Consider the following 25,020-nt stretch of genomic DNA (forward strand, 5'->3'; position numbering starts at 1 on the left):
TCTGGCAGGCTTTACTCAAATCGGCCTCTCACTGGAGCCCGCCCACCATCGCCTGTTACCATTCGCCCCCTGTTTGATCTTCGCTTTTATCTTCTTTCCGAGACATGCCATGACCACCGTCCGTACCCGCATCGCGCCTTCGCCCACTGGCGATCCCCATGTCGGCACCGCTTACATCGCCTTGTTCAACTATTGCTTTGCCAAGCAGCACGGTGGTGAGTTCATCCTGCGGATCGAGGACACCGATCAGTTGCGCTCGACCCGCGAGTCGGAACAGCAGATTTTCGACGCCCTTCGCTGGCTCGGCATCGACTGGAGCGAAGGCCCGGATGTTGGCGGCCCGCATGGCCCGTATCGCCAGAGCGAGCGCGGCGAGATCTACAAGCAGTACTGTCAGCAACTGGTGGACATGGGGCACGCATTCCCTTGTTTCTGCACCGCCGAAGAGCTCGACCAGATGCGCGCCGAGCAGATCGCCCGTGGCGAAACCCCGCGCTATGACGGTCGCGCGCTGCTGCTGTCCAAGGAAGAAGTCGCCCGTCGCCTGGCCGCTGGCGAGCCCCATGTGATCCGCATGAAGGTGCCGACCGAGGGCGTCTGCGTGGTGCCGGACATGCTGCGTGGCGATGTCGAGATCCCATGGGACCGCATGGACATGCAAGTGCTGATGAAGACCGACGGCCTGCCGACGTACTTCCTGGCCAACGTGGTCGACGACCACCTGATGGGCATCACCCACGTCCTGCGCGGTGAGGAGTGGCTGCCGTCGGCGCCGAAACTGATCCTGCTTTACGAGTACTTCGGCTGGGAGCAACCGCAGTTGTGCTACATGCCGCTGCTACGCAATCCGGACAAGAGCAAGCTGTCCAAGCGCAAGAACCCGACCTCGGTGACCTTCTACGAGCGCATGGGCTTCATGCCCGAGGCGATGCTCAACTACCTGGGGCGCATGGGCTGGTCGATGCCCGACGAGCGCGAGAAGTTCTCGCTGCAGGAAATGGTCGAACACTTCGACCTCTCGCGTGTTTCCCTGGGCGGGCCGATCTTCGACGTCGAGAAATTGTCCTGGCTCAACGGCCAATGGCTGCGTGACCTGCCTGTGGAAGAGTTCGCCGCGCGCGTGCAGAAGTGGGCGTTCAACCCTGAATACATGATGAAGATTGCCCCGCACGTGCAGGGCAGGGTCGAGACGTTCAGCCAGATCGCGCCATTGGCCGGGTTCTTCTTTGCCGGTGGCGTGACCCCCGATGCGAAGCTGTTCGAATCCAAGAAGCTTTCGGGCGACCAGGTGCGGCAGTTGATGCAATTGATCCTCTGGAAGCTCGAAAGCCTGCGCCAGTGGGAAAAGGACAGCATCACCGCGACGATTCAGGCAGTGGTCGAATCCCTGGAGTTGAAACTGCGCGACGCAATGCCGCTGATGTTTGCCGCCATTACTGGCCAGGCGAGCTCGGTGTCGGTGCTCGATGCCATGGAAATCCTCGGGCCGGACCTGACCCGTTTCCGCCTGCGCCAGGCCATCGATCTGCTCGGTGGCGTGTCCAAGAAGGAGAACAAGGAGTGGGAAAAGCTGCTGGGCGCGATCGCTTAAGCGGCTGATGGAGGAGGGCATGCCCCGGTTTTCCGGGGTTTGTCGGTAAGTGATTGTTATCCCGGCAAAAAATTTTCAAATTCTTTGAAAATAAATTTGACAGCCCTCCGATACGCCCTTAAGATTCGCCCCGTCCTCAGCGATGAGGGGCTATAGCTCAGCTGGGAGAGCGCTTGCATGGCATGCAAGAGGTCGACGGTTCGATCCCGTCTAGCTCCACCAATTTACACTTCAAGGCCTGGCCACACCGGCCTTGAAGCGATCAACTCTCAGCGTTGATCAGTTGTATAGAAGGGTTTGCGTCCCCTTCGTCTAGTGGCCTAGGACACCGCCCTTTCACGGCGGTAACAGGGGTTCGAGTCCCCTAGGGGACGCCAGTTTTACAGAAGCGATGTTGCAAGATGTCGCTCCGCCGCGAGGCGAAAAATCCGGGGCTATAGCTCAGCTGGGAGAGCGCTTGCATGGCATGCAAGAGGTCGACGGTTCGATCCCGTCTAGCTCCACCAATTTCAGGTTCAAGGTCTGGCCACTCCGGCCTTGAATCGATCAGCTCTCAGCGCTGATCAAGTAAGAAGGTTTGTGTCCCCTTCGTCTAGTGGCCTAGGACACCGCCCTTTCACGGCGGTAACAGGGGTTCGAGTCCCCTAGGGGACGCCACGATTACCCGCTCTGCGGGATTTTATAAGGGTCATTCAATTCTTGAATGGCCCTTTTGTTTGCCTGGCGTTCAGCCAATTTCCTATTCTCCTGAAAATACTTCTGACCGGCGGTCAACATTTCGCTTGCGAAAATTTATTATGGGAATAATATTTCAATCGTAATATTCGGAGGCAGCGATGAGCGATAAAAAAGCACAGACCCGCGAACGCATTCTCAAGGCCGCCAGCGATGCGCTGATCCAGCGCGGGCCGGCCGAGCCGAGCGTGGGCGAGGTGATGGGGGCGGCCGGGCTGACGGTGGGTGGTTTCTACGCTCATTTCGAAAGCAAGGACGCCTTGATGCTGGAGGCGTTCAAGCAGTTGCTGAACCGCCGCCGTGGTTTGATCGCCGACATGGATGCCGAGCTGACGGGTGAAGAACGGCGCGCCTTGGTCGCGGCCTTCTACTTGTCGCGCAAGCACCGCGATTCAACCGAGCAGGCGTGTCCGATTCCGGCATCGGTCGGGGAGCTCGGGCGGCTGCCGGATGCATTTCGTGAGGTGCTCAATGAGCATATCGAGCTGATGGTCGCGCAATTGGCCGCCAGCCCCGAAGACGCGGACAAAGCCCTGGCTGACATTGCCTTGATGGTCGGCGGCCTGGCGCTGGCACGGGCATTGGGCCCGGGTGAGTTATCGGATCGTTTGCTGCGCGCCGCCAAGTCGGCGGTGCGCTGAGCTAAGGCGCAAGCCCTGGAGATGAGCATGGACAGGTTGAGCTGGATTCGTGGCGTCAATGGCACCCTTGGTTGGATAGCACCGCGCCTGGTGGCGAAGAAAATGCGCAGGGTCTTCATGAGTCCACGCAACCTGCCACCGAGGGCCTGGGAGTTGCCATTGCTTGCCTCGTCCGAGCGCATTACCTTGCGCTTCGGCCTGTCTGCCTTGCGCTGGGGCAAAGGCCCGGCGGTCCTGCTGATGCATGGCTGGGAAGGACGGCCGACGCAGTTCGCTGCCTTGATAACCGCGCTGGTGGATGCTGGTTATACCGTGGTGGCGCTGGACGGACCGGCCCATGGTCGCTCGCCGGGCCACGAAGCCAACGTCCTGTTGTTTGCCCGGGCGATGCTCGAAGCCGCAGCTGAGTTGCCACCGCTGCAAGCGGTGATCGGACACTCCATGGGTGGCGCCAGTGCCATGCTGGCGGTGCAGTTGGGCTTGCGGACCGAGACGCTGGTCAGCATCGCCGCGCCTGCGCGGATCCTCGGCGTGCTGCGTGGGTTCGCCCGGATGATGGGAATGCCCGCCAGGGCCCGCTCGGCGTTCATTCGCCAGGTGGAGCAGGATGTGGGCATGCAGGCTTCGAAGATGGATGTTGCGCAATACCAGCTGGATATTCCAGGGTTGATTGTCCATGCCGAGGACGATACGTCGGTTTCGGTCAGGGAATCGCAACTGATCCATGAAGCCTGGTTCGACAGTCGCTTGCTGCGGTTGTCCGAGGGTGGACACCAGCGAGTCCTGGCCGATCCCCGTGTCATTGATGGCGTGTTATCACTGCTGGCGGGGCGCAGCCTGCAAGCGCGGCAATCGGCTTGAGCTTCCGTTACACTGCCCCGATCCAAATTCGACCGGGAGAGGGGCATGGGCTGGGATCGGGCAACGCCGTTCATTATTGATCTTCAGGTCAATCCAGAAGATATCGATGGGCTAGGCCACGCCAACAACGCGGTGTACGTCACCTGGCTGGAGCGTTGCGCGTGGCGGCATTCCCAGCGCCTGGGCCTGGATCTGGTGGAATACCGGCGACTGGATCGGGCCATGGCGGTGGTGCGGCATGAAATCGATTATCTGGCGGCCGCCTACGAGGGCGACGAATTGCAGTTGGGGACCTGGATCGTCGACTGGGACCAGCGCCTGAAAATGACCCGGCATTTCCAGCTGGTCCGTCCCAGTGATAACACCACATTGCTGCGGGCCCAGACCACTTTCGTCTGCATCGAACTGTCTACCGGCCGGCCCAAGCGCATGCCGCCGGAGTTCATCGAAGGTTATGGCGTGGCGCTGAATTCATCTGGCCTCTTTTTAGACTGACCCACCGCCATCGCGAGCAGGCTCGCTCCCACAGGGTTTGGTGGTGGATTCCGGTTTTGTGGGCGCCTTGGAGTCGGTGTGGGAGCGAGCTTGCTCGCGATGGCGGCGGCACATCCAGCATCTTCCCAAGCTGATACACCGCCATCGCGAGCAGGCTCGCTCCCACAGTGATTCGTGGTGGATTCCGATTTTGTGAAGGAAATCCGCTAAACTGCTGCACGTTTTTTCGTTGAGTGTGTTTCCCATGCAAATTGCCTTGGCGCCCATGGAGGGGTTGGTCGACAACATCCTGCGGGACGTCCTGACCCGTGTTGGCGGCATCGATTGGTGCGTCACCGAGTTCATTCGCGTCAACGACCGTCTGCTCACGCCGGCCTATTTCCATAAGCTTGCCCCTGAACTGTTGACCGGTGCCCAAACAGCGGCGGGTGTGCCCCTGCGTGTGCAGTTGCTCGGTTCCGACCCGGTATGCCTGGCGGAAAACGCGGCGCTGGCCTGCGAGCTGGGCTCCGAGGTGATCGATTTGAATTTCGGGTGCCCGGCCAAGACAGTGAACAAGTCACGGGGCGGGGCGGTGTTGCTCAAGGAGCCAGAGCTGCTCAACGAAATCGTGGAACATGTCCGTCGTGCGGTGCCCAAGCACATTCCGGTTACGGCGAAGATGCGCCTGGGTTTCGACAGCCCGGACGGCGCGCTGGTCTGCGCCACGGCGCTGGCCGAGGGCGGCGCGGCGCACATCGTCGTGCATGCGCGGACCAAGGTCGACGGCTATAAGCCACCGGCCCACTGGGAGTGGATTCCCCGCGTCCAGGAAGTGGTCAAGGTGCCGGTGTTCGCCAACGGCGATATCTGGTGCGTCGATGACTGGCGTCGGTGCCGGGAAATCAGCGGTGTCGAAGACATCATGCTCGGCCGTGGACTGGTCTCCCGTCCCGACCTGGCGCGGCAGATCGCCGCCGCCCGGGCGGGTGAAGAGGTTATCGAGATGTCTTGGGCCGACCTGCAACCGATGCTCCAGGATTTCTGGGTACAGGTGGTGGAGCAATTGACCCCTCGCCAGGCGCCGGGTCGCTTGAAGCAATGGCTGGCCATGCTGACCCGCAATTACCCCGAAGCCGTGGAGTTGTTCGGCGCGCTACGGCGGGAAACGGAACTGGATGCGGTGGGCCATTTATTGGGTGTGCAGCGCACCGAAGCGGCCTGAAAAAAATCTCAGGAAAAGCTCTTGAAAAGTTTTTGGCGGACCCTAGATAGGGGGTACGCGATGCCGAATTCGGGTCGCGGAGACAAAAAACCTTGCTGAACTTTCAGGAGATTTGAATCATGAGTACTGCATTTTCGCTGGCCCCTCTGTTCCGTTCCTCGGTGGGCTTCGACCGTTTCAACGACCTGTTCGAAACCGCACTGCGCAACGAACCGGGCAGCAGTTATCCACCTTACAACGTGGAAAAACACGGCGATGACGAATACCGCATCGTAGTCGCCGCTGCCGGGTTCCGGGAAGAAGACCTGGACCTGCAAGTGGAAAAAGGTGTGCTGACCATCAGCGGCGGCAAGCGCGAGGCCAGCAACGACAGCGTGACCTACCTGCACCAAGGCATCGCCCAGCGGGCGTTCAAGCTGTCCTTCCGGTTGGCGGATCATATCGAGATCAAGGCCGCCGGCCTGAGCAACGGTCTGTTGAGCATCGACCTGTTGCGCGTGGTACCGGAAGAGGCGAAAGCCAAGCGCATCCCGATCAACGGTGCGCAGCAAAAACCCGCGCTGGAGAATTGATCCATCGCAATTGAAGAAGGGCGCCGAATGGCGCCCTTCTTCATTTTTGAGATCGGTGGAAGATTAATCGTGGCGAGGGGATTTATCCCCGCTGGGCTGCGAAGCAGCCCTTAAAGCCGTCGCCTCGGCGTGTCAGGCTAAACAGCGTCGTCTGTTCTTTTTTGGGGCTGCTTCGCAACCCAGCGGGGATAAATCCCCTCGCCACAAAAGCCCGTCTTGTATTGCGGTTCAAAATTAGGGCAACAACCGCTCAAACGCCTCCAGCGGCAACGGCCGGCTGTGCAGGTAACCCTGGTACAAATGACAATCGAGCCCCTGCAGGAACTGCAATTGTTCCAGCGTTTCCACCCCTTCGGCGATCATTTCCAGGTTCAGGCTACGGGCCATGGCCACGATGGCGCGGATGATTTCGGCGTCGTTGGGGTCGCTGGTGGCGTCCCGCACGAAGGATTGATCGATTTTCAACGTGTCGACCGGTAGGCGTTTGAGGTACGTCAGCGACGAGTATCCCGTGCCGAAATCATCCATGGCGAAGCTCACGCCCAGTTTCTTGAGGCGACGCATCTTGCCGATGGTGTCGTCCAGGTTCTGGATTACGATGCCTTCGGTGATTTCCAGCTTGAGCACGCAATAGGGCAGGCCGTGACGGGAGAGGCTGCTTTCGATGCGTTCGACGAAATCACTCTGGCGAAACTGCCGTGGGCTGATGTTGACGCACAATTTGAAGCGCTGCGGATCGACCTTGCCCTTGGCGATCAACTGCTTGAAGCCGTTGCAGGCTTCATCGAGGATCCAGGTCCCGACCTCCAGGATCAAGCCGCTGTCTTCCAGTACCTTGATGAACTCGTTGGGCGACTGCGCACCCAGGTCCGGATGATGCCAACGGACCAGGGCTTCGGCGCCGATGATGCGATTGTCCCGGGCATCGATCTGGGGCTGGAAATGCAAACTGAACTCGTTGCGAGCCAGGGCCTGACGCAAGTCGGTTTCCATGCGCAATCGCTCGCTCGCGGCTTTTTGCATGGTGGCGTGGAACATCTGCGACGTGTTGCGCCCCGAGTCCTTGGCGCGGTAGAGGGCAATGTCGGCGCGCTTGAGCAGGTCGGTCGGGGTGGATCCGTGGTCCGGAATCAGCGCCATGCCAATGCTGGGGGTGACTTGAAGCCGTTGGCCGTCCAGGAACATCGGCTCCGAGAGCAGGTCACGCAGGGTGTCGGCCAGGTTCTGTACCTGTTTGCTGACCGCGGCCCGTGTGCCTTCGAGGCCGCTGAGCAGTACCACGAACTCGTCGCCACCCAGCCGCGCCACGGTGTCTTCGAGGCGCACGCTGGCTTCGAGGCGTGCGGTGATGATCTTAAGCACCGTATCGCCCACCGGATGGCCGAGGGAGTCATTGATGTGCTTGAAGTGGTCCAGGTCGAGGAACAGCAGGGCTCCGCGAAGGTTGTGGCGCTTGAGCAAGGCGATCTGCTGGCTCAAGCGGTCCATCAACAACGCCCGGTTGGGCAGGTTGGTGAGTGGGTCGTGATAGGCCAGGTGGCGGATCTGCGCTTCGGCGTTGCGCAGCAGGCTGACGTCCCGGGCTGTCAGCAGCAGACAGGCGGTCTCGTTGAGCGTGATGGGTTCCACCGACACTTCCACCGTGAGGATTTCCCCACGCTTGTTGCGCCCGAGCATTTCCTGATGCACGACCCGGCCCTTGAGCTGTAGCTCTGCCAGCAGCGCCGTGCGTTGTTTTTCCTCGGCCCAGATGCCGACTTCGTACACTGTGTGGCCGACCACTTCGTCGGCGCGATAGCCAGTGAGGCGGCAGAAACCGTCGTTGACCTCAAGGTAGCGGCCGCTTTCGCATTCAGTGATGGTGATGGCGTCAGGGCTGGAGTGGAAAGCCTTGGCGAATTTTTCCTCGCTGGCCTTGAGCGCCGCCTCGGAACGCTGCTGCTGGGTGATGTCCCGCAGGGTGGTGACGATGCAGGGCTGGTTGCCGACGTGGATCTGCCGGCTGGAAATAACGCAGGTCAGCGGCTGGCCGTTCTTGTGGTGGACGACGATGGCGACATTGCTCAGCGATTGCTCGCGGATCACCCGTTCGATGCGTTGCAGGCTGCTGCCGGACGCGTCCCACAGACCAATCTCGTCGGCGCTGCGGCCGATGACGTCGCTGGCCGCCCAGCCGAAGGTCTGGGTGAAGCTGGAGTTGATTTCCAGGAATCTACCATCGTCCTGGTGGGTCACGCAGATCGGGTCGGGGCTGACCTGGAACAGTGTGGCGAATTTTTCTTCCGATGCCGCCAGGCTCTGTTCGCGCTCCACCTGATCGGTGATGTCGAGCAAAGTGCCGGCCATGCGCAAGGGGCTGCCGTCGTCGTCGCGGTAGAGGCGGGCGCGGCTCTCCAGATAGCGTGAGCTGCCGTCCGGCAGCTGCACGCGATAGGTCAATTGATAGTTGCCCGCCGGGCCTTCGCGCAGGCTGCGGTAGGCGTTGCGCATGTTGTTGCGTTCTTCGGTGGGTACGCCCTCGAAAAACGCGTCGAACGATTCATGAAAGGCTTTGGGCTCCAGGCCATGGAGCTGCGCGGCCCGGGCCGAACCGTAGAGCATGCCGCTGGGAATGTGCCAGTCCCAGGTGCCCAGTTGCGCCGAGTCGAGGGCCAGGTCCAGGCGTTCCTGGCTGTCCTTGAGGGCCTGTTCGGCGAGTTTGCGCTCGGTGGTATCGAGGAACGTGCTCAGCAGGTACGGTTGGCCTTCGAGTTCGACTTTCTGCGCGCTAAGGATGCCGTTGTGGACCTGGCCGTTACTGGCCCGGAACTCCACTTCCATGCTCACCAGTTCGCCTTTGGCCTTGGTCGCCTCCACCAGCTTCGTCCGTTGCCTGGGGTCGACCCACAGGCCCAGTTCCAGAGTGGTGCGGCCAATCACATCGTGAACCGGCCAGCCGAACAGGCTTTCGAAATACTGGTTGGCTTCGCTGATCAGGCCGTCCTCCTGGCGGGTCAGCAAGACCATGTTCGGGCAAAGATGAAAAAGCGTGGCGAAGCGTTTTTCCGAGCTGCGCAGCGCCTGTTCCCGTTCGCGCTGGTGGGTGATCTCGCGAATGACCCCGATCATGCGTGGACGGCCATGTTTGTCGGGCAATACGCTGCCGCTGATTTCCAGCCAATGCAGGCTGCCGTCGGGCCAGACGATTCGGTGGTGCATGGCCTGCTCGAGCGGTGCGCCGGCCACCGCCGCGTGAAACGCGCGCATGGCCCGGGCCCGGTCCTCGGGCAGCAACAGATCGAGGTAGTCCACGTCGGCGGGTAACGGTTGGCGCGGATCGAAGCCGAACAGTGCCTGGGTGCCTCGGGACCAACTGATCTGCCCGGTATCGATGTCCCACGACCAAGCCCCCAGCCGCGCTCCGTTCAGGGCGGCCAGCAGCTGTGGCGCGCTGTCCCAGCTTTGCTCGGACCGCTTCGGGTCGAGCGCCTGGATACGCGGCAGGGGCGGAAGATGGTCGGCGGGTTTGGGCATTCTCTAGCGGGCCTTGGGCGGGTGGGTGTGATGCACAGGCGTAGTGGCCCTATAGGAGTAGCACAACTTATGCCCTTGTCCCTGGCAGATCGATTTGTGCGTCCAGTAGAGCCATGAAAGCCCGTGCTGCATTCGACAGCGTCCGTTCGGTGTGCACGATATAGCCTAGCTGGCGACTGAGCTGTATGCCCGGCAAAGGAATGCGCGCCACCTGTTCGTCGAGCATGGTGCGCGGCAGGACGCTCCAGGCCAGGCCGATGGAGACCATCATCTTTATGGTTTCCAGATAATTCGTGCTCATGGCGATGTTCGGTGTCAGGCCTTGGGCTTCGAACAGTCGCTGGACGATGTGATGGGTGAAGGTATTGCCGCCAGGGAACACCGCCGGATGCAAGGCGATGTCCGCCAGGCTCACTGCGCCGTTTTCCAGCAGCGCGTGTTCCGGCGCTACGACGAAATCCAGCGGGTCGTCCCACACCGGCTTGGCCCTTACCAGTGCGTGGGGCTCGGGGGCGAGGGTGATGACGGCGAGTTCCGCGCGACCGTGAAGGATTTCCTCGTAGGCCACTTCCGAATCAAGGAACTGAATATCCAATGCCACCTGTGGGTAGCGTCGGGTGAATTCCCTTAATAAGGAGGGCAGGCGATGCAAGCCGATGTGGTGACTGGTGGCGAGGGTCAGCCGCCCGGTCACTTCGCCGGTCAGATTGGTCAGGGCGCGGCGGGTGTCGTCGAGCACGTTGAGAATCTGATAGGCCCGGGGCAGCAGCGCCCGGCCGGCTTCGGTCAGGCCAATTTCACGGCCCAGCCGGTCGAAGAGGCGCACATTGAGCTGTTGTTCCAGCCCGGCAATACGCTTGCTGATAGCGGGCTGGGTGAGGTGCAGGCGCTCGCCGGCTCCGGAGAAACTGCCGGTCTCGGCGATGGCAATAAAGGCGTTGAGGTTGGCTAAGTCCATGGCCGTACCGGTCGAATTCCTGTTGGTTATGCAAAGCATGAAAAATATGAATTTGAGTTATTTAATGTAGCCTCATAACATCAGCCTCACAAGCCAAGGGGTCATTTACTCACTCAAGACCCGGGGCATAGAAACAAGCTGATGAGGAAACCGTGTGATGGCCGGCAAAACGCTCTACGACAAGCTCTGGGATTCGCATTTGGTCAAGCAGCGCGACGATGGCTCGGCGCTGATCTACATCGATCGTCACATCATCCATGAAGTGACTTCGCCGCAAGCCTTCGAAGGCCTGCGCCTGGCTGGGCGCAAGCCTTGGCGCATCGATGCCAACATCGCCACCCCGGACCACAACGTACCGACCACCCCGGAGCGCAAGGGCGGCATCGAAGCCATTGCCGACCAGGTCTCGCGCCTTCAAGTCCAGACCCTCGACGACAACTGTGATGAATACGGCATCGTTGAATTCAAGATGAACGACGTGCGCCAGGGCATCGTCCATGTCATCGGCCCGGAGCAAGGCGCGACCTTGCCCGGCATGACCGTGGTCTGCGGTGACTCCCATACCTCGACCCACGGCGCATTCGGCGCCTTGGCCCACGGCATCGGCACTTCCGAGGTCGAGCACGTGCTCGCCACCCAGTGCCTGGTCGCCAAGAAAATGAAAAACATGCTGGTGCGCGTCGAGGGCAAGTTGCCGTTCGGCGTGACCGCCAAGGACATCGTCCTGGCCGTGATCGGCAAGATCGGTACCGCTGGCGGTAACGGCCATGCCATCGAGTTCGCTGGCAGCGCGATCCGCGACTTGTCCGTCGAGGGCCGCATGACCATCTGCAACATGTCCATCGAAGCCGGCGCGCGCGTCGGGTTGGTGGCCGCCGATGAAAAAACCGTCGAATACGTCAAGGGCCGTCCGTTCTCGCCAAAAGGCGCGGAGTGGGACATGGCGGTCGAAGCCTGGAAAGACCTGGTCTCTGACCCGGACGCCAAATTCGACACCGTGGTCGAGCTCGATGCGACGCAGATCAAGCCGCAAGTCAGCTGGGGCACTTCGCCGGAAATGGTCCTGGCCGTGGACCAGAACGTGCCGGATCCGGCCAAGGAAACGGACCTGGTCAAGCGCGACTCCATTGTCCGTGCCTTGAAGTACATGGGCTTGAGCGCCAACCAGGCGATCACCGACATTCAGCTCGACCGTGTTTTCATCGGCTCCTGCACCAACTCGCGGATTGAGGACCTGCGTGCCGCGGCGGTCATCGCCAAGGGCCGCAAGGTCGCCTCGACCATCAAACAGGCCATCGTGGTGCCGGGCTCGGGCCTGGTGAAGGCCCAGGCCGAAGCGGAAGGGCTGGACAAGATTTTCCTCGAAGCCGGTTTCGAATGGCGTGAGCCGGGTTGCTCGATGTGCCTGGCAATGAACCCGGACCGCCTGGAGTCGGGCGAGCATTGCGCCTCGACGTCCAACCGAAATTTCGAAGGCCGTCAGGGTGCCGGTGGTCGTACGCACCTGGTTAGCCCGGCGATGGCCGCTGCGGCAGCTGTCAACGGCCGTTTCGTCGACGTCCGCGAATTGATCTGAAGGAGCGCAGCATGAAAGCTTTTACCCAGCACACCGGTCTTGTCGCGCCTTTGGATCGTGCCAATGTCGACACCGACCAGATCATCCCCAAGCAATTCTTGAAATCCATCAAGCGCACCGGCTTCGGCCCGAACCTGTTCGACGAATGGCGCTACCTGGATGTCGGCCAGCCGTACCAGGACAACTCCAAGCGTCCGCTGAACAAGGACTTCGTGCTCAACGCCGAGCGCTACCAAGGCGCCAGCGTGTTGCTGGCCCGTGAGAACTTCGGCTGCGGCTCGAGCCGCGAGCACGCGCCGTGGGCCCTGGAAGAGTACGGTTTCCGCAGCATCATCGCGCCGAGTTACGCGGACATTTTCTTCAACAACAGCTTCAAGAACGGCCTGCTGCCGATCATCCTCAGCGATGCCGAAGTGGACGAGCTGTTCCAGCAGGTCGAGGCCAATCCTGGTTATCAATTGCAGATCGACCTGGCCGCGCAGACGGTGACCCGCCCCGACGGCAAGGTGCTGGGTTTCGAGATCGATGCGTTTCGCAAGCATTGCCTGCTCAATGGCCTGGATGACATCGGCCTGACCTTGCAGGACGGCGAGGCAATTGCCGCGTTCGAGGCCAAGCATCGGGCGAGCCAGCCTTGGTTGTTTCGCGATGCTTGATTGACCTGAGATAGATGTAGTCAGTGCCGCCGTCTTCGCGAGCAGGCTCGCTCCCACAGGGATTGTGGACGCTGCAAGTCCAGTGTGGGAGCGAGCCTGCTCGCGAAGACGGCGGCACTGACACCACAAGGCTATACCCAAAAAGGAAGTCCCCATGACCAGCACCGCCCACAGCCAAGTCGTCCAAAAGCAATTCGGTGAACAGGCCTCGGCCTACCTGAGCAGTGCCGTGCACGCCCAGGGCACCGAGTTCGCCCTGCTACAGGCCGAGCTGGCCGGTCGTGGCGATGCCCGTGTGCTGGACCTGGGTTGCGGCGCCGGCCATGTGAGTTTCCACGTGGCGCCGCTGGCCGGTGAGGTGGTGGCGTACGATCTGTCCCAGCAGATGCTCGACGTGGTGACGGCGGCGGCTGCCGAGCGTGGCCTGGGCAATATCAGCACGGTTCGTGGCGCCGCCGAGCGGTTGCCGTTCGCCGACGCTGAGTTCGACTTCGTGTTCAGCCGCTATTCGGCGCATCATTGGAGCGACCTCGGCCTGGCATTGCGGGAAGTGCGCCGGGTGCTCAAGCCGGGCGGGGTGGTAGCGTTCATCGATATCCTGTCGCCTGGCACGCCGTTACTGGACACCTACCTGCAAAGCATCGAAGTGCTGCGCGACACCAGCCATGTGCGCGACTATTCGGCCGCCGAATGGTTGCGCCAGGTCAGCGAAGCGGGGCTGCACACTCGCAGCACGTCGCGCCAGCGCCTGCGCCTGGAGTACCAGTCCTGGGTCGAGCGCATGCGCACCCCCGAGGTGATGCGTGCGGCGATTCTTGAGCTGCAGCGTTCGATGGGCGACGAAGTGCGTGAATATTTTCAGATTGAGGCCGATGGTTCGTTCAGTACAGATGTGCTGGTGCTGTGGGCCGAGCGATAGGATTTTTACCGGTCGGCCCCAGGGGTTGTGCCGAAAACCGAACAAACGAGGAAAGCATGAGCAAACAGATTCTGATTCTCCCAGGTGACGGCATCGGCCCGGAAATCATGGCCGAGGCGGTCAAGGTCCTGGAGTTGGCGAACGACAAGTACGGCCTGGGCTTCGAACTCAGCCACGACGTCATCGGTGGCGCGGCCATCGACAAGCACGGCGTACCCCTGGCCGATGAAACCCTGGACCGTGCCCGTGCCGCCGATGCCGTGCTGCTGGGCGCCGTGGGCGGCCCGAAATGGGACAAGATCGAACGCGACATCCGCCCGGAGCGCGGCCTTCTGAAGATTCGTGCGCAACTGGGTCTGTTTGGCAACCTGCGTCCGGCGATCCTTTATCCGCAACTGGCTGACGCGTCGAGCCTGAAGCCGGAAATCGTCTCGGGCCTGGACATCCTCATCGTCCGCGAACTGACCGGCGGTATCTACTTCGGCGCCCCGCGCGGCACCCGTGAGCTGGAGAATGGCGAGCGCCAGGCCTACGACACCCTGCCATACAGCGAAAGCGAAATCCGCCGTATCGCCCGGGTCGGCTTCGACATGGCCCGCGTGCGGGGCAAGAAACTGTGCTCGGTGGACAAGGCCAACGTGCTGGCTTCCAGCCAACTGTGGCGCGAAGTGGTCGAGCAGGTGGCCAAGGATTACCCGGACATCGAACTGAGCCACATGTACGTCGACAACGCGGCGATGCAACTGGTGCGTGCGCCGAAGCAGTTCGACGTGATCGTCACCGACAACATGTTCGGCGACATTCTGTCCGACGAAGCGTCAATGCTCACCGGTTCCATCGGCATGCTGCCGTCGGCCTCCCTGGACGCCAACAACAAGGGCATGTACGAGCCGTGCCACGGTTCGGCGCCGGACATCGCCGGGCAGGGCATTGCCAACCCGTTGGCGACCATCCTGTCGGTGTCGATGATGCTGCGCTACAGCTTCAACTTGAACGATGCCGCCGACGCGATCGAAAAAGCCGTCAGCGTGGTCCTGGACCAAGGCTTGCGCACCGGTGATATCTGGTCGCAAGGCTGTACCAAAGTCGGTACGCAGCAAATGGGCGATGCAGTAGTCGCCGCGCTGCGGAATCTGTAATCTTTCGGGCCCACCGCCTCGACGGTGGCCCACTTTTGTATAGGTGTAGTTGCGATGAAACGTGTAGGTCTGATCGGTTGGCGCGGCATGGTCGGTTCCGTGCTCATGCAGCGAATGCTGGAAGAGCAGGATTTCGATCTCATTGAGCCGGTGTTCTTCACCACTTCCAACGTGGGTGGCCAGGGCCCGTCCGTGGGCAAGGACACCGGTGCGCTCAAGGATGCCTACAGCATCGACGAGCTCAAGACCCTCGACGTGATTTTGACCTGCCAGGGCGGCGACTACACCAGCGAAGTCTTCCCGAAACTGCGTGAAGCCGGCTGGCAGGGTTACTGGATCGATGCCGCTTCCAGCCTGCGCATGCAGGACGACGCGGTGATCATCCTCGACCCGGTCAACCGCAAGGTCATCGACCAGCAGCTGGATGCGGGCACCAAGAACTACATCGGCGGCAACTGCACCGTCAGCCTGATGCTGATGGGTCTGGGCGGCCTGTTCGAAGCGGGCCTGGTGGAGTGGATGAGCGCCATGACCTATCAGGCAGCCTCCGGTGGCGGCGCCCAGCACATGCGCGAGCTGATCAAGCAAATGGGCGTGACTCACGGCGCCGTGGCTGACGAGCTGGCGAACCCGGCCAGTGCCATCCTGGACATCGACCGCAAGGTCGCCGAAGCGATGCGCAGCGATGCCTACCCGACCGAGAATTTCGGCGTGCCGCTGGCCGGCAGCCTGATCCCTTGGATCGACAAGGAACTGCCGAACGGCCAGAGCCGTGAAGAATGGAAGGCCCAGGCCGAGACCAACAAGATCCTGGGCCGCTTCAAGAGCCCGATCCCGGTGGACGGCATCTGCGTGCGCATCGGCGCCATGCGTTGCCACAGCCAGGCGCTGACCATCAAGCTGAACAAAGACGTGCCGATCGCCGACATCGAAGGCTTGATCAGCCAGCACAACCCGTGGGTCAAGCTGGTGCCGAACAACCGTGAAACCAGCATGCAGGAGCTGAGCCCGACCAAGGTCAACGGCACCCTGAACGTGCCAGTGGGCCGCTTGCGCAAACTGAACATGGGCTCGCAGTTCGTCGGTGCCTTCACCGTTGGCGACCAACTGTTGTGGGGCGCGGCCGAACCGCTGCGCCGCATGCTGCGGATTTTGCTCGAGCGTTGATCGATTGTCGCTGTGAAAGAACCCGCGCCTTGTAAGAGGTGCGGGTTTTTTATTGGGGCAGTTTTTGGGTGTCTGGACCGGCCCCTTCACGAGCAGGCTCGCTTCCACAGGTTTTGTGTTCACTGAAGATCCGATGTGGGAGCGAGCCTGCTCGCGAAGGGGCCGGCACAGTCACCACAAACTTCCCGCCAATTGCCTGCCCACCCACCACCCGGTAAAGTGCCGCTCCCCACGTTTTACCTGAGGTAGACCCATGAGCCAGTCCTTTGATATTGCCGTGATCGGCGCCACCGGTACTGTCGGCGAAACCCTCGTCCAGATCCTTGAAGAGCGCGACTTCCCGATCGGCAACCTGCACCTGTTGGCCAGCAGCGAGTCAGCGGGCAGCTCGGTGATGTTCCGGAGTAAAAACGTGCGGGTGCGCGAGGTCGATGAGTTCGATTTCAGCAAAGTCCAACTGGCGTTTTTCGCGGCGGGGCCGGCGGTCACTCTGAGCTTCGCTCCGCGCGCCACGGCGGCCGGCTGCGCGCTGATCGACCTGTCCGGTGCGCTGCCGGCCGAACAGGCGCCGCAGATCGTACCGGAGGCCAACCCGCACCTGCTGGCGAACCTGTCCAGGCCCGTGCAGGTCAGCAGCCCCAGCCCCTCGGCGACGGTCCTGGCCGTTGCCTTGGCACCGTTGCGCCAATGCCTGGATATCCAGCGCGTGAGCCTGACTGCCAGCCTCGCCGTATCGGCCCAAGGCCGCGTTGCGGTCACTGAACTGGCGCGCCAGACGGCGGAATTGCTCAACGCCCGTCCGCTCGAACCGACGTTCTTCGACCGGCAGATGGCGTTCAACCTGTTGGCCCAGGTGGGTAGTCCCGATGCGCAGGGCCATACCCCACTGGAAAAGCGACTGGTGAGTGAGCTGCGCCAAGTGCTGGAGCAACCTTTGTTAAAGATTTCCGCGACTTGCATTCAAGCCCCGGTGTTTTTTGGCGATAGCTTTAGCGTGACCGTGGAGTCTGCCGGTCCCGTCGACCTGGCGAAGGTCAACGCCGCCCTGGAAGCGGTCCCCGGCATCGAGCTGGTGGAGGTGGGTGATTATCCGACGCCGGTGGGTGATGCGGTGGGGCAGGATGTGGTCTATATCGGTCGCGTGCGCGGCGGCATCGATGATCCGTCGGAGCTGAATATGTGGCTGACGTCGGATAACGTGCGCAAGGGCGCGGCGCTCAACGCGGTGCAGGTGGCTGAGTTGTTGATAAAAGACCTGCTGTAAAAGATACTTGGCAACAATTTGTCGAATGGTTCTAGCTGGGCGCTATGCTTGGCCAGAGTGCTGAAGGCGAACCTCCCTCCCGGGGACTGCCTCGGGCATGAGTGAAACGATCGCGCGCACCGTCGCTTGGGGCTGCGCGCAATGCCTTACGGCAGCGGCATCAACACCTTCTCGCTGGCCGAGGAATGTTCAAACAAAGGAAGAGGCTATGGTTCAAGTTCGCAAACTGGTGTTAGCAATAGCGGCCGCCTCGGCGCTGTCCTCCGGTATGGCGCAAGCGCTCGGGCTGGGGGAATTGACCCTCAAGTCGCCGCCGAACCAGCCTCTGGTGGCCGAGATCGAACTGCTCGATGTCCAGCAACTGACCGCCGCCGAGGTGGTGCCGAGCCTGGCCCCACCTGAAGAATTCGCCAAGGCGGGCATTGACCGCCAAGCTTTTCTCAATGAATTGAGCTTCACACCGGTGATCAACGCCAACGGCAAGAGTGTCCTGCGGGTGACTTCCAGCCGGCCGCTGACCGAACCGATGGTCAAATTCCTCGTGCAGGTGATGTGGCCCAACGGCCGCTTGCTGCGCGACTACAGCGTACTGCTCGATCCGTCTAAGTTCTCGCCGCAGGCCGCCGACGCCGCTCGGGCGAAGCCGTCCCAGGTGGTGTCTTCGCCGGTCACCGGGGCTACCAAGCCGTCCCAATACACCACGACGCCGCGCGATACCCTATGGGAAATCGCCGCCAAGGTGCGCAACGGTGGTTCGGTGCAGCAAACGATGCTGGCGATCCAGGCGTTGAACCCGAACGCATTCATCGACGGCAACATCAACCTGCTCAAGACCGGCCAGGTGTTGCGCCTGCCCGATCCGGTGCAAAGCACGGCATTGCCGCAGCCCCAGGCCATCGCCGAAGTGGCCGCTCAAAACGCCGCCTGGCGCCAGGGGCGTCGGAGCGGGGCGGGTAACGGACGCCAGCAGGTGGACGCCACCCGGCGTGGCGGTGGCGATAACGCACCGGCCCAGGGCGCGGCTCGCGATAACCTGAGCCTGGTTTCCGCCGAGTCGGCGAAAGCGGGTGCCAAAGGCAAAGGCGCAGCCGGTGATGCCCAGGCCCTGAGTAACCAACTTGCCGTGACTCAGGAAAGCCTCGATTCGGCTCGTCGCGACAATGAAGAACTGAAGAGCCGCATGGCCGATCTTCAGAGCCAGCTGGACAAACTGCAGCGCCTGATCGAGCTGAAGAACAATCAACTGGCGAAAATGCAGGCCGAAGGCGTCGCGGTCCCGCCCACTGGCGAAGCCACCCCGGCGATGTCGGCGGAACTGACCCCCGCGCCAGCGGCACAAGCACCGTCCGCCGCCCCGGCACCCCAGGCCACCCCGGAAGCGACCCCGCCGGTTGAACCGGCGCCGGCCGCAGCCGACGAGAAAAAATACAACGACCTGCTGACCAATCCGATCCTGCTGGGCCTGATTGGCGGCGGTGCGTTGCTCCTCTTGCTGCTGCTCCTGCTGCTCGCTCGCCGCCGCAAGGCCCAGCAGGAAGCCGAGAAACATTTGCGCATGGCCCGAGCCCTCGAGGAGGAGGCCGACTTCTCCCCGGAGCTCGATCTGCCCCCGAGCAGCTTCGAGGGCATTGAAGTACCACCACCCAGCGTAAAGCTCGAACCCAAGCCAGCCCCTAGGCCTGCCCCGGTGGTTGCGCCCGTGGTCGTCACGCCCCCCATAGCCGCACCGCTGGTAGCGCCGGCCGCGGAGCGTTCGGACGACGTGCTGCCCCAGGCTCAGTCGCACATCGATCGTGGTCGCTTGAATCAGGCCGCCGACCTGCTTGAGCAAGGCATCAAGGCCGAGCCCCAGCGCAGCGACCTGCGCTTGAAGCTGATGGAAGTCTACGGCCAGCAGGGCGACCGCGACGCCTTTGTCGCCCAGGAGCGGCAGTTGGTCGCCAATGGCGACAATTACGCCCAGGTCGAACAGCTCAAGAGCCGTTTCCCGGCCATGGCGGTCGCCGCCGGTGCAGGCCTGGCTGCGGCAGCCGTCGCCGCTGAGTTGGATGCCCAGTACGTCAAGGAGCTGTTGGAAGACAAATCGCCGACCGACGACGAGCTCGACAGCGCTTTTGATCTGAGCCTGGAGGACATGGACACCGCTCCGGTCGCGCCAGCCCCCGAGCCGCTTGCCGAACTGGATGCGTTTCCGCAAGACGATGACCTGAGTTTTGAATCGGTGCTCAAGCAACAGACCGAGGCCAACGAAAGCCTCGACGATCTGTCGGAGTTCGATTTGGACCTGGGCGTGGATTCTCCGGCACCCGCCTTGGCGGATGAAGACTTCCTGCTGGACCTGGACGACGATCTCAAGGGGTTGGATATTCCAGCGGCCGAAACGCCCGCGTTGGATGACACGCCGGCCGACGATCTTGAACTGCCGGCGGATTTCGATCTGTCCCTGGCCGACGAGATGGACGCCCACGATCAGCCTAAGGATGCCTTCGAGTCCGAGCTGGACGATGTCAACGCCGAGCTGGATCGCCTGTCCGACAGCATAGGCCAGCCAACCTTCACTGCTGAAGACGCCTTGGCGACTGCCGACGACGAGCCGGACTTCGATTTCCTCAGCGGCACCGACGAAGTGGCAACCAAGCTCGATCTGGCCCAGGCCTACATCGACATGGGCGACAATGACGGCGCCCGGGATATCCTCGGCGAAGTGCTCAGTGAAGGCGATGCCACGCAGAAGAGCGAAGCGAAGGAGATGCTGTCGCGCCTGGCGTGAGTCAGCGGTTAAACAAAAACGGCAGCCGGTGAGGCTGCCGTTTTTATTTGCAGGTTTTGTAGCGTCTGGGCTGGCGGCATCGCGAGCAGGCTCGCTCCCACAGGTGTTGTGGTCGCTGGAAACCCCTGTGGGAGCGAGCCTGCTCGCGATGGCGCCAGGCCATTCACCGCAGGACCGCCGGTTACACTGGCATCCCACCGCACCCGCTTTATAATGCCCGCCTTTGCGTACCTCAGCAGGCTGTAATTCCTTGGCAAACATAGACAACCCGGCCGCCGAAATGGCGGCCGACGGCTTTTTCCGAATCGCCTTGGGCGTTGAATACAAAGGCTCGCGCTATCGCGGCTGGCAGCGTCAGGCCTCCGGCGTATTAACGGTGCAGGAAACCCTTGAAGACGCGCTGTCCAAAGTCGCCGATTCGCCCGTGTCGCTGCATTGCGCCGGACGAACCGACGCCGGCGTGCATGCCTGCGGCCAGGTGGTGCATTTTGACACCCAAGTCGAGCGCTCGATGAAGGCTTGGGTGATGGGGGCCAATATCAACCTGCCGCACGATGTCAGCGTCAGTTGGGCAAAGGCGATGCCCGCGCATTTTCATGCGCGCTTCAAGGCCATCGCCCGGCGCTATCGCTACGTGATCTACAACGATCAGATCCGCCCAGCGCACCTGAATGAAGAAATCACCTGGAACCACCGTCCGCTGGATGTCGAGCGTATGGCCGAGGCCGCGAAATACCTGGTCGGCGTCCATGATTTCAGCGCTTTTCGCGCGGGGCAGTGCCAGGCCAAGTCGCCGATCAAGGAACTGCATCACCTGCGCGTAACCCGTCACGGCAAGATGATCGTGCTTGATATCCGCGCCAGCGCCTTTCTGCACCACATGGTGCGCAACATCGCCGGTGTGCTGATGACCATCGGCGCGGGTGAGCGGCCGGTGGAATGGGTCAAGGAAGTGCTCGAAAGCCGCATTCGCCGCTCGGGAGGCGTGACCGCGCACCCGTTTGGCCTGTACCTGGTCCAGGTTGAATATCACGACGAATTCGAGTTGCCTGAGCGTTACATCGGGCCACATTTCCTCACGGGGTTCTCGGAACTCGACGGCTGACGCCCTCCGCTGCATTTGTTACCATCCGGGACTTCCACGGATTTGCCTGAGGTTTTATCCACCATGTCGGTCGTTCGCAGCAAGATATGCGGAATCACCCGAGTCGAAGACGCCTTGGCGGCGGTCGACGCCGGTGCGGACGCCATCGGGCTCGTGTTCTACGCCAAGAGCCCGCGGGCGGTGACGGTGCAGCAGGCACGAGCGATCATTCAGGCGCTGCCACCCTTCGTCACGCCGGTCGGCCTGTTCGTCAATGCGAGTCGTTGCGAGCTGGGCGAAATCCTCGATGCGGTGCCGCTGGCCTTCCTGCAGTTCCATGGCGACGAGACACCCGCCGATTGCGAGGGTTGGCATCGACCGTACATCAAGGCGTTGCGGGTCAAGGCCGGCGACGACATCGCCGCCAGTTGCAAAGCCTTTTCCGGGGCCAGCGGTATCTTGCTGGACACCTACGTGGAGGGCGTTCCGGGAGGGACCGGTGAAGCGTTCGACTGGACGTTGGTGCCGCAGGGCCTGGACAAGCCGATCATCCTTGCCGGCGGCCTGACGGCGGACAACGTGGCTGACGCCATCGCCCAGGTTCGACCCTACGCGGTGGACGTCAGTGGCGGGGTGGAGCAGGCCAGGGGCATCAAGGACCCGGCGAAGATCCGGGCGTTCATGGCGGCTGTGCGCAGCAGCCAGTCGTCAATGTGACGGCTGGCAGACTGCCGCCGTCCATACCTGCACTGTTCAAAGCAGGCAGGCGCCGCCTACGGGTGGGCCGATAGCGTAGTGGCAATCGCAGTGCAGCGGTTGCCGGGATGGCGGGGGATGGTTGGGCTGGGCGCAGGTCATGTTTCGCACTGACCGCGACGATCCTCGTTCCTCGCCGCACAATGAATTTGAGCTCAAGGGCATACGCGGGGCCGCGAACCAGAGCGTTCGGGCCGCCGGTACTGGAGAAAGAAGCATGAGCAACTGGTTGGTAGACAAACTGATCCCTTCGATCATGCGTTCCGAGGTGAAGAAAAGCTCGGTGCCTGAAGGTCTGTGGCACAAATGTCCATCCTGCGAAGCGGTGCTGTACCGTCCCGAGCTGGAAAAGACCCTGGACGTTTGCCCCAAGTGCAACCACCACATGCGCATCGGCGCGCGTGCCCGTATCGATATCTTCCTGGACGCCGAAGGCCGTGTTGAGCTGGGTGCCGACCTGGAGCCCGTGGACCGCCTTAAATTCCGCGACGGCAAGAAATACAAGGATCGCCTGACCGCTGCCCAGAAGCAGACCGGTGAAAAAGACGCCCTGGTTTCCATGAGCGGCACCCTGTTGGGCATGCCGGTGGTGGTGTCGGCCTTTGAGTTCTCGTTCATGGGCGGTTCCATGGGCGCCATCGTCGGCGAGCGCTTCGTTCGCGCCGCCAACTACGCTCTGGAAAACCGGTGCCCGATGATCTGCTTCGCCGCCTCCGGTGGCGCGCGGATGCAGGAGGCCCTGATCTCGCTGATGCAAATGGCCAAGACCTCCGCGGTACTGGCGCGCTTGCGTGAAGAAGGCATTCCGTTCATCTCGGTGCTGACCGATCCGGTCTACGGCGGTGTGTCCGCCAGTCTGGCGATGCTGGGCGACGTCATCGTCGGCGAGCCGAAAGCCCTGATCGGCTTCGCCGGTCCGCGTGTGATCGAGCAGACTGTGCGTGAAAAGCTGCCGGAAGGTTTCCAGCGCAGCGAATTCCTGCTGGAACATGGCGCGATCGACATGATCATTCACCGCCAGGAGCTGCGTCCACGCCTGGGTAATCTGCTGGCGCAACTGATGGGCCTGCCGACGCCGACCTTCGTCGCCACGCCAATCGAGCCGATCGTGGTTCCGCCGGCGCCTGCTGGCCTATGACCGAACGTACCCTGGGCGACTGGCTTGCCTACCTCGAGCAGTTGCATCCATCGGCCATCGACATGGGGCTGGAGCGCTCGCAAGCGGTAGCGTCCCGCATGGGACTGGCCAAGCCGGCGCCTCGGGTCATCACGGTTACCGGCACCAACGGCAAGGGGTCGACCTGCGCCTTTCTGGCCTCGCTGCTGCGGGCCCAGGGATTAAGTGTCGGCGTCTACAGTTCGCCGCACCTGCTGCGCTACAACGAGCGGGTGCAGGTCAACGGTGTCGAAGCTTCCGACGCCGATCTGTGTGAAGCCTTCGCGGCGGTGGAAGCCGGGCGGGGCGAGACTTCCCTGACCTATTTCGAGATGGGCACGCTCGCGGCGTTCTGGCTGTTCGCCCGTGCCGGCCTGGATGCGGTCGTGCTGGAAGTCGGCCTGGGTGGTCGCCTGGATACCGTCAATCTCGTGGACGCGGACATCGCGCTGGTCACCAGTATTGGCGTGGATCACGCCGATTACCTGGGCGATACCCGCGAGTCCGTGGCTTTCGAGAAGGCCGGCATTTTTCGCCAGGGCGCGCCGGCACTCTGCGGCGATCTCGATCCGCCGCAGCCGTTGCTGGATAAAGTGCGCGAGCTGGGCTGCCCGTTCTTCCTGCGTGGGCGGGACTTCGACCTGGCCATGACGGAGCGGCACTGGCAATGGCGTGGCAGCGATGCTCGGGGCAACCCGGTCGAGCTGCGTGACCTGCCGCAGCTGGACTTGCCAATGGAGAACGCCGCGCTGGCACTGCAGGCCTACCTGCTGCTCGGGCTGCCGTGGGACACCGGACGGATTATCCAGGCACTGCAGGCGACTCGCGTTGTCGGTCGTCTTGATCGCCGCTCGATCGATTGGCAAGGCAAGCGCCTCGACGTGCTCTTGGATGTCGGTCACAACCCCCACGCGGCGCAGTACCTGGCTGAACGCCTGGCGCGTCGACCCGTGGCGGGCAAGCGGCTGGCGGTGTTTGGCCTGCTGTCGGACAAGGACCTGGATGGCGTTGTCGATGCGTTGGATGCTAGTGTCCAGCACTGGGCCGTGACGCCACTGGATTCGCCGCGTTCGCGTCCGGCCAGCGAGTTGCAGGCGGTGTTGCAGCATCGTGGCGCTTCGGTGGAAGCTTATGGCAGCGTGGCCGACGCGCTGGAAGGGCAGTGCGCCCTGGCGACGGCAGACGACGAGATTCTGTTGTTCGGATCATTTTATTGCGTTGCCGAGGCCCTTCAATGGTTGGCCCGGCGCTCCACGGAGGAAGCTGCAGATGGCATTGCTGGATAAGGCTTACAAGCAGCGCATGGTCGGGGCCCTGGTGTTGGTGGCCCTGGCGGTGATTTTCCTGCCGATGCTGTTTTCCCGGCAGGACGAGCAGCGCCAGGTCACGGTTGATGCGCCGGCCGCGCCCCAAGCGCCTGCGGTGCCACCCGTGCAAGTCGAGCCCGTGCCAGTGCCCGAGCCGCAGGCACTGCCCCAGGAGCCGGTGCCGAGCGACGCGGAATTGGCTGAACAATCCGCCGCGCCTACCGCGCCGGTCGGGTCCACGCCGACAGCGCCCGCATCTGCCGCTGCCGCGCCTGCCCCGGCGGCACCCGCCAAGCCTGCTGTAGCGCCAACGCCCATCCCGGCGACGCCGGCGATCAAACCGGCGCCAAGCCAGCCGATCACCGCTGCCCCCAAGCCAGACACCACCCAGAGCCGCGTCGATGCCAACGGCCTGTCGGTGAGCTGGTCGGTGCAACTGGCCAGCCTGACCAGTCGCGAGAGCGCGGAAAAACTGCAGAAAAGCCTGCGCAGCCAGGGCTACAACGCCTACATCCGTTCCGCCGATGGCAAGAATCGGGTCTTTGTCGGTCCGTTGATCGAGCGTGCCGAGGCCGACCGCCTGCGCGACTTGCTCAATCGCCAGCAGAACCTCAAGGGTTTTGTGGTTCGCTTCCAGCCAGAGCGCGGTTGACAGC

At 62.3% G+C, this 25,020-nt stretch carries 20 protein-coding genes and 4 tRNA genes; 22 read left to right on the forward strand and 2 right to left on the reverse strand.

Annotation, left to right across the window (positions count from 1 at the left end; translation table 11 throughout):
* Nucleotides 1-109: 109 nt before the first annotated feature.
* The 10 genes from gltX (at nt 110) to J3P76_RS08675 (ending at nt 6,099) form a co-directional block, all read left to right on the forward strand.
* Nucleotides 110-1,591, forward strand: a complete 1,482-nt coding sequence (gene gltX, locus J3P76_RS08630) for a glutamate--tRNA ligase (RefSeq protein WP_039593947.1) — start codon at nt 110-112, stop codon at nt 1,589-1,591.
* A 146-nt stretch (nt 1,592-1,737) separates the two neighbouring features.
* A tRNA-Ala gene (locus tag J3P76_RS08635) sits at nt 1,738-1,813 on the forward strand.
* Between the two features lie 79 nt (nt 1,814-1,892).
* Nucleotides 1,893-1,968 (forward strand) — tRNA-Glu (locus J3P76_RS08640).
* Between the two features lie 53 nt (nt 1,969-2,021).
* A tRNA-Ala gene (locus J3P76_RS08645) sits at nt 2,022-2,097 on the forward strand.
* 75 nt (nt 2,098-2,172) lie between these two features.
* Nucleotides 2,173-2,248: transfer RNA gene (locus tag J3P76_RS08650), tRNA-Glu, on the forward strand.
* A 179-nt stretch (nt 2,249-2,427) separates the two neighbouring features.
* Nucleotides 2,428-2,967 carry a TetR/AcrR family transcriptional regulator gene (locus J3P76_RS08655; RefSeq protein ID WP_039593946.1) on the forward strand — a complete coding sequence of 180 codons (540 nt, stop codon included), beginning with the start codon at nt 2,428-2,430 and terminating at the stop codon, nt 2,965-2,967.
* Nucleotides 2,968-2,994: 27 nt separating this feature from the next.
* Nucleotides 2,995-3,828 carry an alpha/beta fold hydrolase gene (locus tag J3P76_RS08660; RefSeq protein WP_434606891.1) on the forward strand — a complete coding sequence of 278 codons (834 nt, stop codon included), beginning with the start codon at nt 2,995-2,997 and terminating at the stop codon, nt 3,826-3,828.
* A gap of 45 nt (nt 3,829-3,873) precedes the next feature.
* Nucleotides 3,874-4,323, forward strand: a complete 450-nt coding sequence (locus J3P76_RS08665; RefSeq protein WP_434701756.1) for an acyl-CoA thioesterase — start codon at nt 3,874-3,876, stop codon at nt 4,321-4,323.
* Nucleotides 4,324-4,567: 244 nt separating this feature from the next.
* Nucleotides 4,568-5,527, forward strand: a complete 960-nt coding sequence (locus J3P76_RS08670) for a tRNA dihydrouridine synthase (RefSeq protein WP_420765680.1) — start codon at nt 4,568-4,570, stop codon at nt 5,525-5,527.
* A gap of 119 nt (nt 5,528-5,646) precedes the next feature.
* A complete protein-coding gene (locus J3P76_RS08675; RefSeq protein WP_420765681.1) occupies nt 5,647-6,099 on the forward strand; it encodes an Hsp20 family protein in 453 nt (150 codons plus the stop codon).
* A 234-nt stretch (nt 6,100-6,333) separates the two neighbouring features.
* On the opposite strand, the gene J3P76_RS08680 is transcribed toward J3P76_RS08675, so the two are convergent.
* Both J3P76_RS08680 and J3P76_RS08685 read right to left on the reverse strand, forming a co-directional pair.
* Complete coding sequence (locus J3P76_RS08680) at nt 6,334-9,612, reverse strand: PAS domain S-box protein (RefSeq protein ID WP_434701757.1); 3,279 nt, start codon at nt 9,610-9,612, stop codon at nt 6,334-6,336.
* A 67-nt stretch (nt 9,613-9,679) separates the two neighbouring features.
* Complete coding sequence (locus J3P76_RS08685; protein ID WP_420765683.1) at nt 9,680-10,570, reverse strand: LysR family transcriptional regulator; 891 nt, start codon at nt 10,568-10,570, stop codon at nt 9,680-9,682.
* Nucleotides 10,571-10,727: 157 nt separating this feature from the next.
* On the opposite strand from J3P76_RS08685, the gene leuC reads away from it, so the two are divergent.
* The 12 genes from leuC to J3P76_RS08745 all read left to right on the forward strand — a co-directional run bounded on the left by leuC (nt 10,728) and on the right by J3P76_RS08745 (nt 25,016).
* The gene (gene leuC / locus J3P76_RS08690) at nt 10,728-12,146 is read left to right on the forward strand and encodes a 3-isopropylmalate dehydratase large subunit (protein WP_420765684.1); all 1,419 of its coding nucleotides are present in this window, start codon (nt 10,728-10,730) and stop codon (nt 12,144-12,146) included.
* 11 nt (nt 12,147-12,157) lie between these two features.
* Nucleotides 12,158-12,802 carry a 3-isopropylmalate dehydratase small subunit gene (leuD, locus tag J3P76_RS08695; RefSeq protein ID WP_030142033.1) on the forward strand — a complete coding sequence of 215 codons (645 nt, stop codon included), beginning with the start codon at nt 12,158-12,160 and terminating at the stop codon, nt 12,800-12,802.
* 154 nt (nt 12,803-12,956) lie between these two features.
* The gene (locus J3P76_RS08700) at nt 12,957-13,721 is read left to right on the forward strand and encodes a class I SAM-dependent methyltransferase (protein WP_434559821.1); all 765 of its coding nucleotides are present in this window, start codon (nt 12,957-12,959) and stop codon (nt 13,719-13,721) included.
* Between the two features lie 56 nt (nt 13,722-13,777).
* A complete protein-coding gene (gene leuB / locus J3P76_RS08705) occupies nt 13,778-14,860 on the forward strand; it encodes a 3-isopropylmalate dehydrogenase (protein WP_063320312.1) in 1,083 nt (360 codons plus the stop codon).
* Between the two features lie 54 nt (nt 14,861-14,914).
* Nucleotides 14,915-16,027, forward strand: coding sequence for an aspartate-semialdehyde dehydrogenase (gene asd / locus J3P76_RS08710; protein WP_420765686.1), 1,113 nt, complete (start codon nt 14,915-14,917; stop codon nt 16,025-16,027).
* A 253-nt stretch (nt 16,028-16,280) separates the two neighbouring features.
* Nucleotides 16,281-17,291 carry an aspartate-semialdehyde dehydrogenase gene (locus J3P76_RS08715; RefSeq protein ID WP_434701758.1) on the forward strand — a complete coding sequence of 337 codons (1,011 nt, stop codon included), beginning with the start codon at nt 16,281-16,283 and terminating at the stop codon, nt 17,289-17,291.
* Between the two features lie 208 nt (nt 17,292-17,499).
* Nucleotides 17,500-20,061, forward strand: a complete 2,562-nt coding sequence (locus J3P76_RS08720; RefSeq protein ID WP_434701759.1) for a FimV/HubP family polar landmark protein — start codon at nt 17,500-17,502, stop codon at nt 20,059-20,061.
* Nucleotides 20,062-20,341: 280 nt separating this feature from the next.
* Nucleotides 20,342-21,166 (forward strand): tRNA pseudouridine(38-40) synthase TruA, encoded by an 825-nt coding sequence (gene truA / locus J3P76_RS08725; protein ID WP_434611635.1) that lies wholly within the window; start codon nt 20,342-20,344, stop codon nt 21,164-21,166.
* A 63-nt stretch (nt 21,167-21,229) separates the two neighbouring features.
* On the forward strand, nt 21,230-21,862 hold the full coding sequence (locus J3P76_RS08730; protein ID WP_420765689.1) for a phosphoribosylanthranilate isomerase: 633 nt from the start codon (nt 21,230-21,232) through the stop codon (nt 21,860-21,862).
* 256 nt (nt 21,863-22,118) lie between these two features.
* A complete protein-coding gene (gene accD / locus J3P76_RS08735) occupies nt 22,119-23,039 on the forward strand; it encodes an acetyl-CoA carboxylase, carboxyltransferase subunit beta (RefSeq protein ID WP_420765690.1) in 921 nt (306 codons plus the stop codon).
* On the forward strand, nt 23,036-24,343 hold the full coding sequence (folC, locus tag J3P76_RS08740) for a bifunctional tetrahydrofolate synthase/dihydrofolate synthase (RefSeq protein ID WP_434606876.1): 1,308 nt from the start codon (nt 23,036-23,038) through the stop codon (nt 24,341-24,343). Before accD ends, folC begins: the two co-directional genes overlap by 4 nt.
* On the forward strand, nt 24,327-25,016 hold the full coding sequence (locus tag J3P76_RS08745) for an SPOR domain-containing protein (RefSeq protein ID WP_434559811.1): 690 nt from the start codon (nt 24,327-24,329) through the stop codon (nt 25,014-25,016). The genes folC and J3P76_RS08745 overlap by 17 nt, the downstream gene beginning before the upstream one ends.
* The last annotated feature ends 4 nt before the right edge of the window (nt 25,017-25,020 follow it).

Source organism: Pseudomonas sp. D1-36 (genome assembly GCF_051132205.1).
In the GTDB taxonomy this organism is placed as follows: Bacteria; Pseudomonadota; Gammaproteobacteria; order Pseudomonadales; family Pseudomonadaceae; genus Aquipseudomonas.